Source organism: Comamonas kerstersii (assembly GCF_002056725.1).
Taxonomy (GTDB): domain Bacteria; phylum Pseudomonadota; class Gammaproteobacteria; order Burkholderiales; family Burkholderiaceae_C; genus Comamonas; species Comamonas kerstersii.
In genome coordinates, this window is the sequence record NZ_CP020121.1 from 1,066,234 (window position 1) to 1,083,123 (window position 16,890).

14 protein-coding genes are annotated in these 16,890 nt (G+C 61.3%); 9 read left to right on the forward strand and 5 right to left on the reverse strand.

Features of this window, described 5'->3' with window-relative positions; translation table 11 throughout:
- Positions 1–74 precede the first annotated feature (74 nt).
- Positions 75–965, forward strand: a complete 891-nt coding sequence (locus B5M06_RS05035) for a DMT family transporter (RefSeq protein ID WP_054066189.1) — start codon at positions 75–77, stop codon at positions 963–965.
- Between the two features lie 37 nt (positions 966–1,002).
- Here B5M06_RS05035 and mrdA read toward each other — a convergent pair whose 3' ends face one another.
- The 4 genes from mrdA to B5M06_RS05055 form a co-directional block, all read right to left on the reverse strand.
- A complete protein-coding gene (gene mrdA, locus B5M06_RS05040) occupies positions 1,003–3,093 on the reverse strand; it encodes a penicillin-binding protein 2 (protein ID WP_077345232.1) in 2,091 nt (696 codons plus the stop codon).
- 24 nt (positions 3,094–3,117) lie between these two features.
- Positions 3,118–3,636 carry a rod shape-determining protein MreD gene (gene mreD, locus B5M06_RS05045; RefSeq protein WP_054066188.1) on the reverse strand — a complete coding sequence of 173 codons (519 nt, stop codon included), beginning with the start codon at positions 3,634–3,636 and terminating at the stop codon, positions 3,118–3,120.
- On the reverse strand, positions 3,633–4,628 hold the full coding sequence (gene mreC, locus B5M06_RS05050; protein WP_080025169.1) for a rod shape-determining protein MreC: 996 nt from the start codon (positions 4,626–4,628) through the stop codon (positions 3,633–3,635). Before mreC ends, mreD begins: the two co-directional genes overlap by 4 nt.
- A 156-nt stretch (positions 4,629–4,784) precedes the next feature.
- Positions 4,785–5,828, reverse strand: a complete 1,044-nt coding sequence (locus B5M06_RS05055) for a rod shape-determining protein (protein ID WP_054066187.1) — start codon at positions 5,826–5,828, stop codon at positions 4,785–4,787.
- A gap of 225 nt (positions 5,829–6,053) precedes the next feature.
- Here B5M06_RS05055 and gatC point away from each other — a divergent pair, with 225 nt between their 5' ends.
- From gatC to pdxY, 8 genes are all read left to right on the forward strand, one after another.
- Positions 6,054–6,353 carry an Asp-tRNA(Asn)/Glu-tRNA(Gln) amidotransferase subunit GatC gene (gene gatC / locus B5M06_RS05060; protein WP_054066186.1) on the forward strand — a complete coding sequence of 100 codons (300 nt, stop codon included), beginning with the start codon at positions 6,054–6,056 and terminating at the stop codon, positions 6,351–6,353.
- Positions 6,354–6,369: 16 nt separating this feature from the next.
- A complete protein-coding gene (gatA, locus tag B5M06_RS05065; protein WP_054066185.1) occupies positions 6,370–7,860 on the forward strand; it encodes an Asp-tRNA(Asn)/Glu-tRNA(Gln) amidotransferase subunit GatA in 1,491 nt (496 codons plus the stop codon).
- Positions 7,861–7,977: 117 nt separating this feature from the next.
- Positions 7,978–9,423: an Asp-tRNA(Asn)/Glu-tRNA(Gln) amidotransferase subunit GatB gene (gene gatB, locus B5M06_RS05070; protein WP_054066184.1), complete on the forward strand. Its 1,446-nt coding sequence runs from the start codon at positions 7,978–7,980 to the stop codon at positions 9,421–9,423.
- Between the two features lie 202 nt (positions 9,424–9,625).
- The gene (locus tag B5M06_RS05075) at positions 9,626–10,333 is read left to right on the forward strand and encodes a hypothetical protein (RefSeq protein WP_054066208.1); all 708 of its coding nucleotides are present in this window, start codon (positions 9,626–9,628) and stop codon (positions 10,331–10,333) included.
- Positions 10,334–11,675: 1,342 nt separating this feature from the next.
- Positions 11,676–12,689 carry a metal-dependent hydrolase gene (locus tag B5M06_RS05080; RefSeq protein ID WP_054067979.1) on the forward strand — a complete coding sequence of 338 codons (1,014 nt, stop codon included), beginning with the start codon at positions 11,676–11,678 and terminating at the stop codon, positions 12,687–12,689.
- 84 nt (positions 12,690–12,773) lie between these two features.
- Positions 12,774–13,415 (forward strand): hypothetical protein, encoded by a 642-nt coding sequence (locus B5M06_RS05085; RefSeq protein WP_054067978.1) that lies wholly within the window; start codon positions 12,774–12,776, stop codon positions 13,413–13,415.
- A gap of 127 nt (positions 13,416–13,542) precedes the next feature.
- Complete coding sequence (locus B5M06_RS05090) at positions 13,543–14,433, forward strand: putative phage abortive infection protein (protein ID WP_162777483.1); 891 nt, start codon at positions 13,543–13,545, stop codon at positions 14,431–14,433.
- A gap of 451 nt (positions 14,434–14,884) precedes the next feature.
- Complete coding sequence (gene pdxY / locus B5M06_RS05095) at positions 14,885–15,748, forward strand: pyridoxal kinase PdxY (protein ID WP_054067976.1); 864 nt, start codon at positions 14,885–14,887, stop codon at positions 15,746–15,748.
- An 80-nt stretch (positions 15,749–15,828) separates the two neighbouring features.
- Here the strand turns inward: pdxY and B5M06_RS05100 are convergent, their stop codons facing one another.
- A complete protein-coding gene (locus tag B5M06_RS05100; RefSeq protein ID WP_054067975.1) occupies positions 15,829–16,749 on the reverse strand; it encodes an FtsZ/tubulin family protein in 921 nt (306 codons plus the stop codon).
- Between the last annotated feature and the right edge of the window lie 141 nt (positions 16,750–16,890).

Below are 16,890 nucleotides of genomic sequence, written 5' to 3' on the forward strand. Positions count from 1 at the left end.
TGATTTCAGATAGTTTTCTATTTGAAACCCTTGATTTATCAGCGCTAGCCGCTTTCTTTTTGCAAGCATTATTCATGCGTACTCAACAACTGGGGCTGCTGGCCCTGCTGCTGGTCACTGCTGTCTGGGGCACGACCTTCCCCGCCATGAAGCAGCTGACCAGCGACCTGTCTGCCCTGCAGATCATCTGGCTGCGCTTTGGCATGGCCGCACTCGTGCTGCTGCCGCTGTGGTGGGGCATGCGCCGTGCCGAATGGCGCTGGGGCCTGGGGCTGGGCGTGCTGAACTTTGTGGCCTTCTGGCTGCAGATTGAAGGCCTGCACCACACCACCAGCAACCGCAATGCCTTTGTGACGGGGCTGAACGTGCTCATCGTGCCCCTGATTGCCTGGCTGGTACTGCACCGCAAGACCAGCTGGAACATCTGGGCCGCCTGCGCGCTGGCCGTGGTGGGCATGTGCCTGATGTTTTTTGAAGATGCTCCGTGGAACTGGGGCGACACCCTCACGCTGTGCAGCGCCGTGGTCTACGCCATCTACATTCTGACCATGGAAGCCGCCGCCCTGCGCAACCAGAGCGCCCCACTGCGTGCCACCCGCATGGCTGCAGCCCTGGCCAGCTCCATGTTTGCCTGCACCACACTGGCCCTGCTAGTGCAGCCCCACGGCATGCAGCAACTGGCTGTGCAGGCCCAGAGCATGCAAGCCCCGCAGTGGATGGCCATGGTGTATCTGGGCCTGATTGCCAGTGCCGTGGTCGTGGTGCTGCAGGCCTGGGGCCAGCAGCGTGTAGACGCCATGCGCAGCGCCATTGTGTTTGGACTGGAGCCCGTGTTTGCTGCCATCACCGCATGGTGGCTGATTGATGAGCGCATGGGGCCCGTCGCCATGCTGGGCGCAGCGCTGATTGTGCTGGCACTGATCTGCAGCCAGTGGACACCGGCACACCGTTCAGACCCGCACTAGGCCAACTAGGCCAACTAGGCCATCCGGCGAGCAGACCTCAATCTTCTTCAAGCGCTTCGTCTGCGCCCTCTTCCTCACGCCTGCCAGGCGCTGCTGGCACGTTCAGCGGTGCTGCGTCGGGCTTCAGCAGATCGCCCTCACGCAGGGGCTCCAGCCTGCGCTCGGTCAGGCCGGGGATATGGACGCGCTCGTACCTGGCCATGACTTCGGCCGCACTGCGTGGCTGGCCAATGGGGCGCGTGGCCTGGCCCTTGCGCACGGCTGCCAGGTCTGCCTCACTGGGGTACTGGCCCAGCAGCCAGTAGTCAAACACGCGGCGTGCAATAGGCGCAGCCGCGGCCGCACCAAAACCCGCGTTCTCCACAATCACGGCCAGCGCAATCTGTGGGTTTTCGGCCGGTGCATAGGCAATGTAGAGCGAGTGGTCGCGCTGGTGCTCAGCCAGCTTGGCTGCGTCGTATTTGTCTTTCTGCCCAATGGTCACGGCCTGCGCCGTGCCAGTCTTGCCCGCTGATGTGTAGGGCGCACCGGCAAACACATGGCGCGCCGTGCCTTCCACTGTCACGGCCTGCACGGCGCTGCGCACGGCTTCGACGTGCTCGGGCTTGTAGCCCAGATCCTCGCCATCACTTTTGTACAGCGGCTGATAGGCCTGTGTGCCCGCCTGGATCACGCCCATGCCCAGATGTGGACGGTGCTTGACGCCGTGGTTGGCCAGCATGGCCGTGGCCGAGGCCAGCTGCAGCATGGTGAAGTGGTTGTAGCCCTGGCCGATGCCCAGGGAGATGGTCTCACCGGCATACCACTTCTTCTGCTCGGGGCGCCTGTAGGCATTGCGCTTCCACTCCGTGCTGGGCAGCACGCCTCTGGCTTCACCATGCAGGTCTATGCCCGTCTGGCTGCCAAAGCCCATGGGCGAGAGGTATTCATGAATCAGGTCCACGCCCATGTCATTGGCCAGCATGTAGTAGTACACATTGGACGACTTGATGATGGAGCGGCGCAGATTGGTGGGCCCGTTGGGGTGACCGGAGCGGAAGGTGTGGCCACCAAAAGTCCAGCTGCCGTTGTCCTGGATGGTGGTGTCCACGCGGCGCTTGCCAGATTCCAGGCCTGCCAGCCCCATGAAGGGCTTGTAGGTGGAGCCCGGCGGGTAGGTGCCGCGCAGCGCACGGTTGAGCAACGGCCGGTCAATGGAATTGTTCAGCATGTCCCAGCTTTCCTGGTCAATGCCATCCACAAACAGGTTCAGGTCGTAGGTCGGCTTGCTGACCATGGCCAGCACTTCCCCGTTGCGCGGGTCAATGGCTACCAGCGCCCCACGGCGGTTGCCAAACAGGTCTTCGGTCAGCTTTTGCAGGCCGACGTCCAGACTCAGCACCACCGAGTCCCCGGGCGTGGCCGGGCGGCTGTTCAGGCGGCGCACGGCAAAGCCACCTGCCGTGGTTTCCAGCTGCTCCCAGCCCGTCAGGCCGTGCAACTGCTTTTCATAGCTTTGCTCGATGCCCAGCTTTCCGATGACTTCGGTGCCACGGTAGTTGGCATAGTCCTCGCTGTCCTCGATCGCTTCCTGCTCTTTCTGGTTGATGCGGCCGATATAGCCCACCACGTGGCCTGCTACGTCTTCCAGCGGGTAGTTGCGGAAAAAGCGGGCCTTGATGTCTACGCCCGGAAAGCGCCAGCGCTGCGCCGCAAAGCGCGCCACTTCTTCATCGGTCAGGCGCGTACGGATGGGGATGGACTCAAAGCGCTTGGAGTCCTCCATCAGCCGCCGGAACTTGCGCCGGTCGCGCGCAGTGATTTCCACCACCTCAGACAGGGCATTAATGGTCTCTTCCAGGTTTTTCACCTTGGAGCGCGTGAGCTCCAGCGTATAGGCCGAGTAGTTGCTGGCCAGCACAATGCCGTTGCGGTCCAGAATCTGCCCGCGATTGGGCACGATGGGCACCACCGCCGTGCGGTTGCTCTCTGCACGCTGGGCAAAAGCGTCGTGGCGCACCACCTGCAGCACAAACAGGCGGAACACCAGAATGCTGAACATGAGCAGCACCACCACCGCCACCACCAGCAGACGCAGGCGAAAGCGGGAGAGTTCATGTTCGCTGTCGCGGACCTCAAAGCTGTTCATGGCAACGGCCCCTCATGCACGGCTTCACAGCGGACGGTCACGGTCTGAGTCCGGCGCACGGCGCTGGGGCGCAAGCAGCAGCACACTCAGAAACGGCCAGAGCACCATCTCGAACACCGGAGCCAGCGCAATCGACAGACCGGGGAAAATCCCCCCCGCCAGCATGCGGATGGCCATCTGCAGCACCGCCGCCAGCACGAACAGCGGCAGCATCTGCACGGCCTGCGTAAACAGCGAAAACCACATCATGCGCCGGCTCAGGCGTTGCGATGCATAAATCACCAGCACATAAGTGAGCGCATGCTGACCCAAAAGAGAAGTCTGCTGCACATCCACTGCCAGCCCCAGCAAAAAGCCCACACTCATGGGCATGCGGTTGGGGTGGTGCAGTGCCCAGAAGGCCAGCACCAGCATCAGCAGGTCAGGCATCCAGACATAGCCGCTCCAGGGCAGCAGACTCAGCACAAAGGCCAGCGCCACGCTGAAAGCGATGAAAGTGGGGTTCACTGGCAGCAGCAGCTGCTGGCCACGCGGCATGATCATGGCTTGACTCCTGCAGGCTGTACCCCGGCTGGCACGGCGCGGCGCTGGGCAGACTTGTCTTCACGCTGGTTCTGCGCGGCCGTCTGTGGCTCTGCGGCCAGCTCATGGGTATCGGGCACATGCTCGGCCTTGATCGCATTCAGCGGCGTGAGTACCACCACATGGCGTGCGCCATCCAGACGCGCCATGGGCTCACAGTACACACGCATGAAGGAAGACTGCAGGCGGCGCTCCACCTCCACCACACGGGCCACGGGCAGGCCCGCCATGTAGACGCCATCTACACCGCTGGTGACCAGCTCGTCACCCACGTCAATATCTGCATCATTGGGCACAAAGCGCAGCTCCATGCCGTCGCTGCGCAGGTTGGAAGCATCACCAAAGGCTACGGCACGCTGGCCGGTGCGCAGCACCATGACGGGAATCGCCTGTTCACGGTCAGACAGCAGCGTCACCTCGCTGGAAAACGGCTGCACGCGCGTGACCTGGCCCAGCACACCCAGGTCATCCACCACGGGGCTACCCGCCACAATGCCTGCCACCTGCCCCTTGTCCAGCACCACGCGGCGCGTGTAGCTGTCCGGGGACTCATACATCACCTCTGCGACCACCGAATCCACCACAAGGCGCGGGCGCAGCTCCAGTAGATCGCGCAGCTGCTGGTTCTCGGCCAGCAGTTTTTCGGCGTCATAGGCCTTGAGCGACATGGCAGCCATCAGCCGACGGGCCTCCGCGGCTTCTTCCTGGGCCTGGCCCAAGTCCTGGAAATAGTTTTTGGCACCGCCGAGCCACTCCACGGGCTGCATCACCGCCCACTGGATGGGAAACAGCACGGCAGAGACGGCCTGGCGCACCGGCTCCGTGAGCTTGAAGCGCACGTCCGCCAGCATCAGCACCACGGCCAGGGCACACAGCAGCAGGGCGCGCGTGCCAGCGGCCACACTGTGCTTGAAAGAAGAGGGGGCGTCCCGTTCCAGCGTTCGCAAACTCATGCTTGCTGCCTTGGGATGTGCGAACGAACACCACCGTCCAGGCAGTACGGCGCAGGGGAAAGGTGTGCGTTCGCTAAGAACATGGGAAGCGATTCCAGCAAAAAAACCTGCGGCCCAGCTTCATGCTGCAGGCCGCAGGTCAGGGGCAGACAGCGATCAGTCGCTGGTAAAGATGCTGCCCTGGCGGTCCAGGCTGTCCAGCGCCATGCCGCAGCCACGTACCACGCAGGTCAGAGGCTCTTCTGCCACCAGCACGGGCAGGCCGGTTTCTTCCGCCAGCAGACGGTCCAGGTCACGCAGCAGCGCGCCACCACCGGTCAGCATCATGCCGCGCTCGGCAATGTCGGCGCCCAGCTCGGGAGGGGTCTGCTCCAGCGCGTTCTTCACGGCGGAGACGATCTGGTTCAGCGGCTCGGTCAGCGCTTCCAGCACTTCGTTGGAAGAGATGGTGAAGCTGCGGGGCACGCCTTCGGACAGATTGCGGCCCTTGACCTCGATTTCCTTGACTTCAGAGCCGGGGAAGGCCGAGCCAATTTCCTTCTTGATCATTTCGGCCGTGGGCTCACCGATCAGCATGCCGTAGTTGCGGCGGATGTAGCTGATGATGGCTTCGTCAAACTTGTCACCACCCACGCGCACGCTGCCCTTGTAGACCATGCCGCCCAGCGAGATCACGCCCACTTCGGTGGTGCCGCCGCCGATGTCCACGACCATGGAGCCGGAAGCCTCAGACACAGGCAGGCCCGCGCCGATACCGGCCGCCATGGGTTCCTCAATCAGGTACACCGCAGTCGCACCGGCGGCTTCTGCAGCGTCCTTGATGGCGCGGCGTTCCACCTGGGTGGAGCCGCAGGGCACGCAGATGATGATGCGGGGGCTGGGCGTCATCACATTGCGGGGGTGCACCATCTTGATGAACTGCTTGATCATCTGCTCGGTGATCACAAAGTCCGCAATTACGCCGTCCTTCATGGGGCGGATGGCTTCAATATTGCCGGGCACCTTGCCCAGCATGGCCTTGGCTTCACGGCCTACGGCCTGAATGACCTTCTTGCCGTGGGGGCCGCCCTCGTGGCGAATGGCAACCACCGAAGGCTCATCCAGCACGATGCCCTTGTCACGGGCAAAGATCAAAGTATTGGCAGTGCCAAGGTCAATAGCGAGGTCGGTGGAAAAGTACCGACGTAAAGCACCGAACATTCAAAAATCCTCTCAGGCACAGCATGCGCTTCGGCCTGCTATCGCCGGGGTGTTGGTTCAACTGAAAAATGTGGGGAAGCAAAAAGAGGCTTTTTGCACAATCTATGCCATCGCAAGATGCTGATTGTGCAAAGCACAGATAATACCGTATCCCCTGTGAATAACTCATGGCGGCGGGTTCTGGATGACACCTGTTTACATCCAGTTTCGAGCCGCAGAAACACTATGGCACTCACATCCCAAGACATTGACCGCATCGCCAACCTAGCGCGGCTCGAGCTTTCTCCAGAAGAAAGTGAGCGCATGCTCTCTCAGTTGAACAGTTTTTTCGGCATTGTCGAAAAGATGCAAGCTGTGGATACCTCGGGCGTGCAGCCTCTGGCACACCCCGTAGCCGCCATTCAGGACGTGGTGCTGCGCCTGCGTGAAGACCAGGCCTGGGAACCCAATCAGCGTGAAGCCAACATGCAGAACGCCCCTGCGCAAGGCGAGGGTCTGTTCCTCGTTCCCAAGGTCATCGAATAAGCGAACAAGCAGCACCATGAGCAATACCGAACTGCACAATCTGGGCGTGGCCGAGCTGGCTGCCCAGCTCAAGAACAAGCAAATTTCCGCCGTCGAAGCCGCCCAGCACTTTCTGGCCCGTGCCAAGCAGCACCAGCACCTGGGCGCTTTTGTAGCCATCAATGAAGACGCCACCCTGGCCCAGGCCAAGGCAGCGGACGCGCTGATCGCCGAAGGCAAGGGTGGCCGCCTGGCCGGTGTGCCGATTGCGCACAAGGACATCTTCGTCACCAAGGACTTCCCCACCACCGCCGCCTCCAAGATGCTGGAAGGCTACAAGTCGCCGTTTGACGCGACCGTGGTGACCAAGCTGGCCGACGCCGGTGTGGTGACGCTGGGCAAGCTCAACTGCGACGAATTCGCCATGGGCGGTGCCAACGAAAACTCCGCCATCGCCCCCGTGGGCTTTGACAGCGCCCAGCCCGTGCGCAACCCCTGGAACACCGAGCGCGTGCCTGGTGGTTCCTCCGGTGGCTCTGCCGCTGCCGTGGCAGCCCGTCTGGCCCCTGCGGTGACAGGCACAGACACCGGTGGCTCGATTCGCCAGCCTGCGTCGTTCTGCGGCATCACCGGCATCAAACCCACCTATGGCCGCGCTTCCCGCTACGGCATGATTGCCTTTGCCTCCTCGCTGGACCAGGCTGGCCCCATGGGCCGCAGCGCCGAAGACTGCGCTTTGTTGCTGAGCGAGATGTGCGGCCCCGATCTGGACCGCGACTCCACCAGCCTGGACGTGCCTGCCGAAGACTTCACCGCCAAGCTGGGTGACAGCATCGAAGGCCTGCGCATTGGTGTGCCTGCCGAGTTCTTTGGTGAAGGCCTGTCTGCCGACGTGCGCACTGCCGTGGACGCAGCGCTCAAGGAATACGAAAAGCTGGGCGCCCAGCTGGTGCCCATCAGCCTGCCCCGTACCGAGCTGTCTGTGCCCGTGTACTACATCCTGGCACCCGCGGAAGCATCGTCCAACCTGTCGCGCTTTGACGGCGTGAAGTTCGGCCACCGTGCCAAGGACTTTGCCGACCTGAACGACATGTACAAAAAGACCCGCGCCGAAGGCTTTGGCGACGAGGTCAAGCGCCGCATCATGATCGGTGCCTATGTGCTGTCCGAAGGCTATTACGACGCCTACTACCTGCAGGCGCAGAAGATCCGCCGCATGATTGCCGACGACTTCCAGGCCGCCTTCAAGGAATGCGACGTGATCGCCGGCCCCGCTGCACCCACCACCGCATGGGCCATTGGCGGCAAGGCCGACCCCGTGTCCAACTACCTGGCTGACGTGTTCACCCTGCCTGCATCGCTGGCGGGTCTGCCCGGCCTGTCCCTGCCCGCCGGTTTTGGCGAAGGCGGCATGCCCGTGGGTCTGCAGCTGATCGGCAACTACTTTGCCGAAGGCAAGCTGCTCAACGCAGCCCACCGCTTCCAGCAGGCGACGGACTTCCACCTGCAACGCCCCGCAGGCATTTAAAAACGATAGCTGCCCGCGCTTGATCTGCAAGGTTTTTAGAAATAAAACACTTTGAAATCAAGCAAATACGAGCGCTAGCAGCTTTTCTATTCATAGCAGCAAGGACACATCAGCATCATGACTGCGAAACTGATCAACGGGTACGAAGTCGTCATCGGCTTTGAAACCCACGCCCAACTGGCGACCAACTCCAAAATCTTCAGCCGCGCCAGCACCGCCTTTGGTGCCGAGCCCAACACCCAGGCCTGCGCCGTGGACATGGCCCTGCCCGGCACCCTGCCTGTGATGAACAAGAAGGCGGTGGAATGCGCCATCAAGCTCGGCCTGGCGCTGGGCAGCCACATCGCGCCCCGCAGCATTTTTGCGCGCAAGAACTACTTCTACCCTGACCTGCCCAAGGGCTACCAGATCTCCCAGTTCGAGATTCCCGTGGTGCAAGGCGGCGAAGTGAGCTTCTACGTGGGCGATAAGCTGCACACCGTGCGTCTGGTGCGTGCCCACCTGGAAGAAGACGCGGGCAAGTCCGTGCACGACCAGTTCCCCACCGAGTCCGGCATCGACCTGAACCGCGCGGGCACACCCCTGCTGGAAATCGTGACCGAGCCCGATATCCGCAGCACCGAAGAAGCCGTGGCCTACGCCAAGGAGCTGCACAAGATCGTGACCTGGATTGGCATTTGCGACGGCAATATGCAGGAAGGCTCGTTCCGCTGCGACGCCAACGTCTCCGTGCGCAAGCCCGGTGCACCGCTGGGCACCCGCCGCGAGATCAAGAACCTGAACTCGTTCAAAAACATGCAGATCGCCATCGACTACGAAATTCGCTGGCAGATCGAGCAGATCGAAGACGGCTACGAGATTCAGCAGGCCACCGTGCTGTTCAACCCCGACACGGGCGAAACCCGCGCCATGCGCACCAAGGAAGACGCGGCCGACTACCGCTACTTCCCCGACCCCGACCTGCCACCGCTGGTCGTGGCCGACAGCTGGGTGGAGCAGATCAAGGCCGAAATGCCCGAGCTGCCCCGCCACATGGCTGCCCGCTTTGTGGAGCAGTACAGCCTGCCTGAGTACGATGCCACCACCCTGACCCAGTCGCAGGAAATGGCCGCCTACTTTGAGCGCACGGCCAAGGCCTGCGGTCAGGCCAAGCTGGCCTCCAACTGGGTGATGGGTGAAATCTCACGCCGCCTGAACACCGAAGAAATCGGTATGGACGCCGTGAAGGTCACCAGCGACCAGCTGGCCGCCCTGATCAAGCGCATCTCGGACGGCACCATCTCCAACAACGCTGCCAAGCAGGTGTTTGAAGCCCTGTGGACGGGTGAAGGCTCGGACGTGGACGCCGTGATTGAAGCCAAGGGCCTCAAGCAGATGAACGACACCGGCGCGCTGGAGAAGATCATTGACGAAGTGATCGCCGCCAACCCCGGCAACGTCGAGCAGTACAAGGCTGGCAAGGACAAGGCCTTCAACGCCCTGGTCGGCCAGGTCATGAAGGCTTCCAAGGGCAAGGCCAACCCTGCCCAGGTGAACGAGCTGCTCAAGGCCAAGCTGGCTTAAATCTCGCCCCAGGCCAGTGCACATCTGTGTGCACTGCTATGCATCTGTTACATGCACGTCCCTGCAGACGTGCCTGTGTCGCCAGATAATGCACAAGGCCGCAGGTACACCCTACCTGCGGCCTTGTTGATTGCAGCGGGCTACCCGCCGGCTGCCTTGCTTTCTGTTTCCTGGCCTGCGCAGCGCGCAGCAAAGTTTTTCTGTGATTTTTGCGAACGCTTCCCTCATCGAATCCGAAAAAGAACGCAACCTCTGCACCAAGTTTTTTGCAGGCTACTTTTTCAACGAATTCACCGCCGGCTACTCCAAGCGCATCGCCCTGTTTAACCGCTACATCCAGGAAGCCTCGGGCCGCGACGATCTGCGCATTGAAGCGCCCAACGTCTCCTTCGACACGCACGCCTACCTGATGCACGAGCGCCTGCGCAGCAAGCTCTCGGACGTGCTGGTGTCTGACGCCGCACGCCAGGTGTTCCTGTTCATCGAAACCAAGTACCTGACGAACTGGACCTACGCCGCCGATGTGGCCAAGGGCCTGGAGCGCCTGCAGAAGGTGTTTGATGCCGAGAAAAAGCCCCACCTGGCAGATGCACACCACCACTACTTCATCCTCACCTCACGCCGCAAGGAAGAAGCCGCTGACCGCCCCGTGCGCCAGTACACCCCGGTCAGCACCCCGCTGTTTGTGCACACCCCCGTGGTGACAGCCCCGCCCGTGGAAGCCACTGAGCCTGCCCCCGAAGGGGAAGCACCTGCCAAGCCTGCGTTCACCAGCCTGCTGTACTGGGAAGACCTGGCACAGATGTGTGACCACTCCGAAGTGCGCCAGTACATGGAAGCGCGGCTGAAGCTGTGCATCAGCAGCAGCCGCAATCCACACAAGTCTTCGTATTTCCTGCCCACGGCCTGAGGGGCAGTGAATAAGTAGGCCGCCTGCGCACGGGCGGTCTGCTCGTGAAGAGTTCTTTTCTATTTTTATAGCTGGTAGCGCTTGCTGAATGGGCGTTAGCGGCGGATTTGGTTCTTGTTTTTGTATGTGTCGCTGATGGCAGCAGGAATCTGCTGTTGTGGATGAAAAGTCTTTTTCGATGCGCGAGCTGGTTCCCTCGCCTGCTTGCGGGAGAGGGAGTTCAAGGCGCAGCGCTTGTGCTACCCCGCACGCCAGCTGCAAGACTGGCGTGCTTCGACATAAAAATTCAAATTTCCGGCGGCTGTCTGAACGGAGCGACGCAGGAGCGCAGTGAGTTTCGCCGGACAAGCCGCCTGCAAGGCTCACCTTTTCTTTCCCCCATTTCTTTTGGCGACGCAAAAGAAATGGGGTCGGCTGTCGGGCCGAGACCCGACCCCCTCCCTGAAAGCAAGCACACCGCTTCAACAAGGAGCAGGCTGGCCCCCATCCCCGCCTTCCCCCAGTGGGGGAAGGAGATATATGCCCCCTCACCCCCACCCTCTCCCGCAAGCGGGAGAGGGAGTTCAAGGCGCAGCGCTTGTGCTACCCCGCACGCCAGCTGCAAGACTGGCGTGCTTCGACATAAAAATTCAAATTTCCGGCGGCTGTCTGAACGGAGCGACGCAGGAGCGCAGTGAGTTTCGCCGGACAAGCCGCCTGCAAGGCTCGCCTTTTCTTTCCCCCATTTCTTTTGGCGAGGCAAAAGAAATGGGGTCGGCTGTCGGGCCGAGACCCGACTCCCTCCCTGAAAGCAAGCACACCGCTTCAACAAGGAGCAGGCTGGCCCCCATCCCCGCCTTCCCCCAGTGGGGGAAGGAGATATATGCCCCCTCACCCCCACCCTCTCCCGCAAGCGGGAGAGGGAGTTCAAGGCGCAGCGCTTGTGCTACCCCGCACGCCAGCTGCAAGACTGGCGTGCTTCGACATAAAAATTCAAATTTCCGGCGGCTGTCTGAACGGAGCGACGCAGGAGCGCAGTGAGTTTCGCCGGACAAGCCGCCTGCAAGGCTCGCCTTTTCTTTCCCCCATTTCTTTTGGCGACGCAAAAGAAATGGGGTCGGCTGTCGGGCCGAGACCCGACTCCCTCCCTCAGCAGAAGCAAATCGCTCAAACAAAAAGCAGGAAAGGCCCCCATCCCTACCTTCCCCCAACGGGGGAAGGAGAAAAGCAAGCAGTCCTTCAAAGAAAAGAACTTTTCAAACAGCAGAGCAACTAACACAGAATTGACGGGCGCAACCGGCCAAATTCGCCTCAAACACACCGCCTCCCGCAAAACCCTTTTCACTCCACCATCTCACAACACATGGACTCCCTCACCCAAGCCGTGCTCGGCGCCAGCGTGACCGTGGCCGTCATGGGCCGCCGTACCTCCTTTGGCAAAGCAGCCCTGACCGGTGCCATTGCAGGCACGCTGCCTGATCTGGACGTGGTGATCGACCATGGCGACGACTTGCTCAACATGGTGCGCCACCGGGCGGAGTCGCATTCGCTGTTCTTTCTGGCCCTGCTCTCCCCGCTGCTGGGCTGGCTCACCAACTGGTGGCTGCAACGCAAGGCTCCGCCGGGCACACCCGGGCATGCGGGGCGGTGGACGCTGGCGTGGCTGCTGGTGCTGATCACCCACGTGGGCATTGACGCCATGACCAGCTACGGCACGCAGTTCTTCCAGCCGTTTACCGACCATGCCTATGCCGTGGGCAGCATGTTCATCATTGACCCGCTCTACACCGTGCCGCTGATCGTGGGGCTGGTGTGGTCTGGCCTGCGGGCACGCAAGGGCAAGGCTTGGGGAGCGCCCAATGCCTGGGCACTGGTCTTGAGCTGTGTGTATCTGCTGTGGAGCGTGGCTGCGCAGCAGCATGTGCGTACGGTGGCGCACAAGTCGCTGGAGGCACAGGACATCCACAACGCGCAGCTGTGGGTGTATGCATCGCCCTTTAACACCGTGCTGTGGCGGGTGCTGGCGGTTACGCCCACGCACAGCCATGAAGGTTTTTACAGCCTGCTCGATGCCGATAAGCACATTCCGCTCACAGCCACCGAGCGCGGGCAGGCATACCTGGAGCGCTGGGCCGATGTGCCCCATGTACAGCGCATGCTGCGCTTTACGCAAGGCCCGGTGCGCATGGAGGTGGTGGACGGCCGCGTGCTGCTGAGCGATTTGCGCATGGGGCAGGAGCCGCATTACAGCTTTGTGTTTGACCTGGGCACGCCCGAGGAGCTGGATGCAGGTCAGAGCACTGCGCAGCGCAAACCTGCCAACTTGCGTGCCTCTGCCGATATCTGGTCACGCATCTGGGGGCGGGACAATTTGTAAGAGCGTGTCAGTTTGCGGTAAGGGATCAGAACTTTTCGGCATCCGGCAAGCGCCATACTGACCGCTTTGCCTCTTCCCTGAACCATGGTTCCTACCGTTGATATTGCACCGGCGCTGTTTCACCAGCTCGTTGACGTCAAACGCAGCATGCAGCAGTTGCAGCTCAGCCCCAGCAAAACTGAAGAAGTCATTACCGCTTACATCCTGAACCAGTGGTGGGCAGAGCAAGGTCTGCCTTACTCCATTGCCATCGCTACGCCCCCTACCGGCTATGACGGTTTGCTCAAAGTCAACGGGCAGGTTCCGGAAGGCCAGACCATGGCGGTGGAGTTCAAAAGCGCACAGAAAAAGGGCGATGGCAACTGCGGTTTCCAGTTCAATCCAGATCCCGCCAAGTTTGTCTTTACCGACCACGCCTGCATTGCCTGCACGGAGTTTGAGCAAGGATGGCCAGTCCGCATTTTTGTGGCATTGGCACCATTTGGAGAGCGCCGCTGCATGCAGGCCTTGCAGCAGGTGCTGCTGAGTGACGGTAATGGGCGCTCCAGCTACAACCCCGACTCGCGTGCACAGCTCAATCTCTGGAGCCGGGGCAAGGCAGCCACGGCCGTGCGCCAGCAGCCCACGCTGGGGCTGGAAGATTGTCAGCAATGGCAGACCTGGTCGGCAGATGACAGGATGGACATTCTGGATGCAGCGACCATTGCACGGTTCATGAACATCTAAGAGCGGCATTCGTACTGCAGGACAGCGCCAAAACCGCTGTTGTCCTGCAGTGATGCGCAAGCTGCCTGTGGCACGGTTATGCTGGCTGGCTGCCATCAGCCCTGACACAAGCCCGGAGAGTTTGCGCATGCGTTCACGCCCTTGGAAAGAAATTCACCTGCTGGAACTGATCGCCGTTTTTCTGCTGGCGTGTACGGTCTGGTTCTACCTCAAGACCTACTGGGATTTTGAGTCCAACTACCAGACCTGGCTGGAGACCGCCAACAACGGCGAGGGCATGAGCCGTGCCGAGGCGCTGGGTCTGTCGGGCGACTTTCTCGGCGGTGTGCTCAACCCGATTCTGAGTTTTTTCTCCTTCATTGCCCTGCTATTCACCTTGCGGCTGCAGCGCCGTGAGCTGGCAGCCACCATGGAGGAGCTGAAAAAGTCCACCCTGGCGGCCGAGGCCAATGTGCGCCTGTTCACCGAACAGATTGCGGCGCAGCGGCTCGACGCGTTTGAGAACACGTTCTTTTCGCTGCTCAAGCTGTTCAACTCCACGTTTGAAAAAATCAACGCGCCGCTGCCTGCCCAGCACGGGACGGCAGCTTCCACCCCTTTGCAGGCACTGATGGAGCAGGCCCACGCCCAGCCCAGTCTGGAAGATGCGCGCAAGCTGCTGATGGCCGACCACAGCGAGATTGACCACTTCATCTCCGTGCTGTTTGAGATGCTGAAGTTCATCGACCAGAAGTTTCCCAAGGCGGGCCTGCACAAGGAGGAGGCTGCGCAGGATGGGCACAGCGACCGCATGTTCTACGCCAACATCCTCAAGGCCATCATGAACCAGGATGCGTTTGAGGTGGTGGCCATGTACGCGGCCACGCACCAGACGCAAAGCCCGTACTACGCCTTCCGGCAGCTGATTGAAAAGTACGAACTGCTCGAGGAGCTGGACCTGCGTGCCGTGCACCGGCAGAAGTTTCTGGCCGGGTATGCGCATTACTTTGCGCAGCTCAAGCCGCCCGTGCCGCTGTAAACATCTTTTCAACGCGATCCCAGCCCTTGCGCCTGCACACAGCGACTGCACAGGCAAAGTGCTGCGCTGCATCTGCAGGCACGCTGGTGAGCGCACCATGGCATGAAAAGGACTTTCCAGACGCGGCTGCTGGCCGAGAGCGGCCAGACACGTCCTATTCATAAATCAGATATGTCTGCGCCTGGCTGTGGCTGCTGTACATGGTGTATCAGGACAGAAAGCAGATGCAGGCAAGCTGAGCACCTCTGCGACTGCTGCTCACAGGCCGAGCTCTTGCACGGCCTTTTGCTTTACGCTTTTGCTTTGGGGGAAGGCCGGATGCCTTGTTTTGTCTCACTACCGCCCGTCGCTTTTCAGTCCGGCCATGCGTTGCACGAATCGCAGCGCTACCATGCTCTCCCATTGCATTGAACAGCCCGGCCATGTGCCGGGCGACCTTCTTCCCTGAGCCATGAACATTCTTTCCATCCAGTCCCATGTTTCCTACGGCCACGTTGGCAATTCGGCAGCCGTGTTCCCGCTGCAGCGCCTCGGGCATGAGGTGTGGCCGGTGTACACCGTGAACTTCTCCAACCACACGGGCTATGGTCAGTGGGGGGGCTCACCCATTCCTGCCAGCGAGGTGACAGCCATCATCAGCGCCATGGAGCAGCGCGGCGCACTGGCGCAGGTGGATGTGGTGCTCAGCGGCTACCAGGGCGGCACCGACATTGCCGACGCCATTCTGGATGCCGTCGCACGCGTGAAGGCCGCCAACCCCAACGCCACCTACACCTGCGACCCGGTGATGGGCAATGCCAAGTCGGGCTGCTTTGTGAACCCTGCAATCCCCGAACTGCTGCGCGAGCGCGTGGTGCCCAAGGCCGATCTGGTGACACCCAACCAGTTCGAGCTGGGCTATCTGGCAGGCATGGAAGTACAGACGCTGGAAGAAACACTCAAGGCCGTGGACGCCGTCATGGCCATGGGCCCCCGCGCCGTACTGGTGACCAGTGTGTTTCGCCCCGATGCAGCGCCCGGCACCATTGAGATGCTGGCAGCAGACGCCAATGGCGCATGGCTGGTCACAACCCCGCACCTGCCCTTCAAGGCCAATGGCTCCGGCGATGTGACCGCCGCGCTGTTTACCGCACACTACAGCCAGCACTTTGGCGCAATGGGCTCTGCCAAGCTGGCGCTGGAGCGCACCAAGGCCAGCATGTTTGAGCTGCTGACCCGCACCCACGAAAGCGGCCAGCGCGAGCTGCAGCTGGTGCAGGCCCAGGAAAGCTATGTGAACCCCAAGGTGCAATTTGCTGCACAGCAGGTGCGCTGATTCAGCTTCTGCGCATATAAAAACAATAGCTTCCAGCGCTTGTATTAAAAGCGCTGGAAGCTATTTTTTATGGCAAATCCTTAATACGAAATCAGCAGGGTGATGCCCAGCTCCGCTTCCGGGCGCTGGGAGTAGCCGCTGCCATAGATAAAGTGCACATCAGGCAGCATCATGCTGCTGATGGTCTGCATGATGTCCCGCGCGTCGCTGAGCTTGAGCTGGCCATGTGCAGCATCCACCAGCACCAGTGCGGCGCGTGCGCAGCGCAGTTCGGCCACGGTCATCAGGCGGCCCTGGGTGAGCTGCTCCAGCAGGTCCTGCGCCAGCCGTGGGCCGCGCTGCACGACGGCGTGGGCCATGTGGGAGTTGCGGCCACAGAGCGCGCTAAAAATGTCCTGCACATCCACATTGATGTGGCCGTATTCGTTGACGGCCTGCAGCAAGGTGTCACACACATGCTGCACATAGGGCGCGGGATCATCCAGCGGGGCAAAGCGTGCGCCATCAATGAGCATGCTGGCATTGCACAGTTCATGCAGCTGGGCATGGGCATGCCGGGACTGCTGAATGACTTCTGCCCCCTGGTGCAGCCGTGCAGAAAGCACCACGGCCAGCACGTCTATGCCTGCGGCCTGCAGGCGGCGGGCCAGCGTCAGACCAGTGATGCGCGCAGCACGCGTGGAGGTATCCACCACCAGCCCTGTGCATTCGCTGAGGCTGGTGCGCAGCCAGGCCAGCACCTTGTCAGCCACGGCATCCGCACTGTCCTGCAGCGCAGCTGCGCTGTCTTCCACGGCATCCAGCGTCACCCAGCTCTGGCCCTGCTCGGTGGGCTGACCGGGTTCTGTGCTGACAAAGCACTGCGCCACCTGCATCTCGGAGTGCCATGTGCCCATGGCACGGCAGGCCGCCGGCCCCACGGCAATGCAGCGCGCCGCGACCTCCGGCAGTGAAGAAGACAGAGAAGGCATGGATGCCGGAGACAGCTGGATTTCTGCCATGAAACACCTTATGGATGATGCAGTCTGGGCTGCTGGATTAATTCAAAAATCATAGCTAGAGATCACAGTATGGCAAGAATCAATGCCAGATAGCCATCCTCTTCAGACAGGTGCTGCACGCTGCCGCTGCACCCAGTTGCC

Bases quoted from the DNA above. Each gene is read 5' to 3' on its own strand.
- B5M06_RS05035 (WP_054066189.1), top strand. From the start codon at position 75: ATGCGTACTCAACAACTGGGGCTGCTGGCCCTGCTGCTGGTCACTGCT.
- mrdA (WP_077345232.1), bottom strand. From the start codon at position 3,093: ATGAACAGCTTTGAGGTCCGCGACAGCGAACATGAACTCTCCCGCTTT.
- mreD (WP_054066188.1), bottom strand. From the start codon at position 3,636: ATGATCATGCCGCGTGGCCAGCAGCTGCTGCTGCCAGTGAACCCCACT.
- mreC (WP_080025169.1), bottom strand. From the start codon at position 4,628: ATGAGTTTGCGAACGCTGGAACGGGACGCCCCCTCTTCTTTCAAGCAC.
- B5M06_RS05055 (WP_054066187.1), bottom strand. From the start codon at position 5,828: ATGTTCGGTGCTTTACGTCGGTACTTTTCCACCGACCTCGCTATTGAC.
- gatC (WP_054066186.1), top strand. From the start codon at position 6,054: ATGGCACTCACATCCCAAGACATTGACCGCATCGCCAACCTAGCGCGG.
- gatA (WP_054066185.1), top strand. From the start codon at position 6,370: ATGAGCAATACCGAACTGCACAATCTGGGCGTGGCCGAGCTGGCTGCC.
- gatB (WP_054066184.1), top strand. From the start codon at position 7,978: ATGACTGCGAAACTGATCAACGGGTACGAAGTCGTCATCGGCTTTGAA.
- B5M06_RS05080 (WP_054067979.1), top strand. From the start codon at position 11,676: ATGGACTCCCTCACCCAAGCCGTGCTCGGCGCCAGCGTGACCGTGGCC.
- B5M06_RS05085 (WP_054067978.1), top strand. From the start codon at position 12,774: ATGGTTCCTACCGTTGATATTGCACCGGCGCTGTTTCACCAGCTCGTT.
- B5M06_RS05090 (WP_162777483.1), top strand. From the start codon at position 13,543: ATGCGTTCACGCCCTTGGAAAGAAATTCACCTGCTGGAACTGATCGCC.
- pdxY (WP_054067976.1), top strand. From the start codon at position 14,885: ATGAACATTCTTTCCATCCAGTCCCATGTTTCCTACGGCCACGTTGGC.
- B5M06_RS05100 (WP_054067975.1), bottom strand. From the start codon at position 16,749: ATGGCAGAAATCCAGCTGTCTCCGGCATCCATGCCTTCTCTGTCTTCT.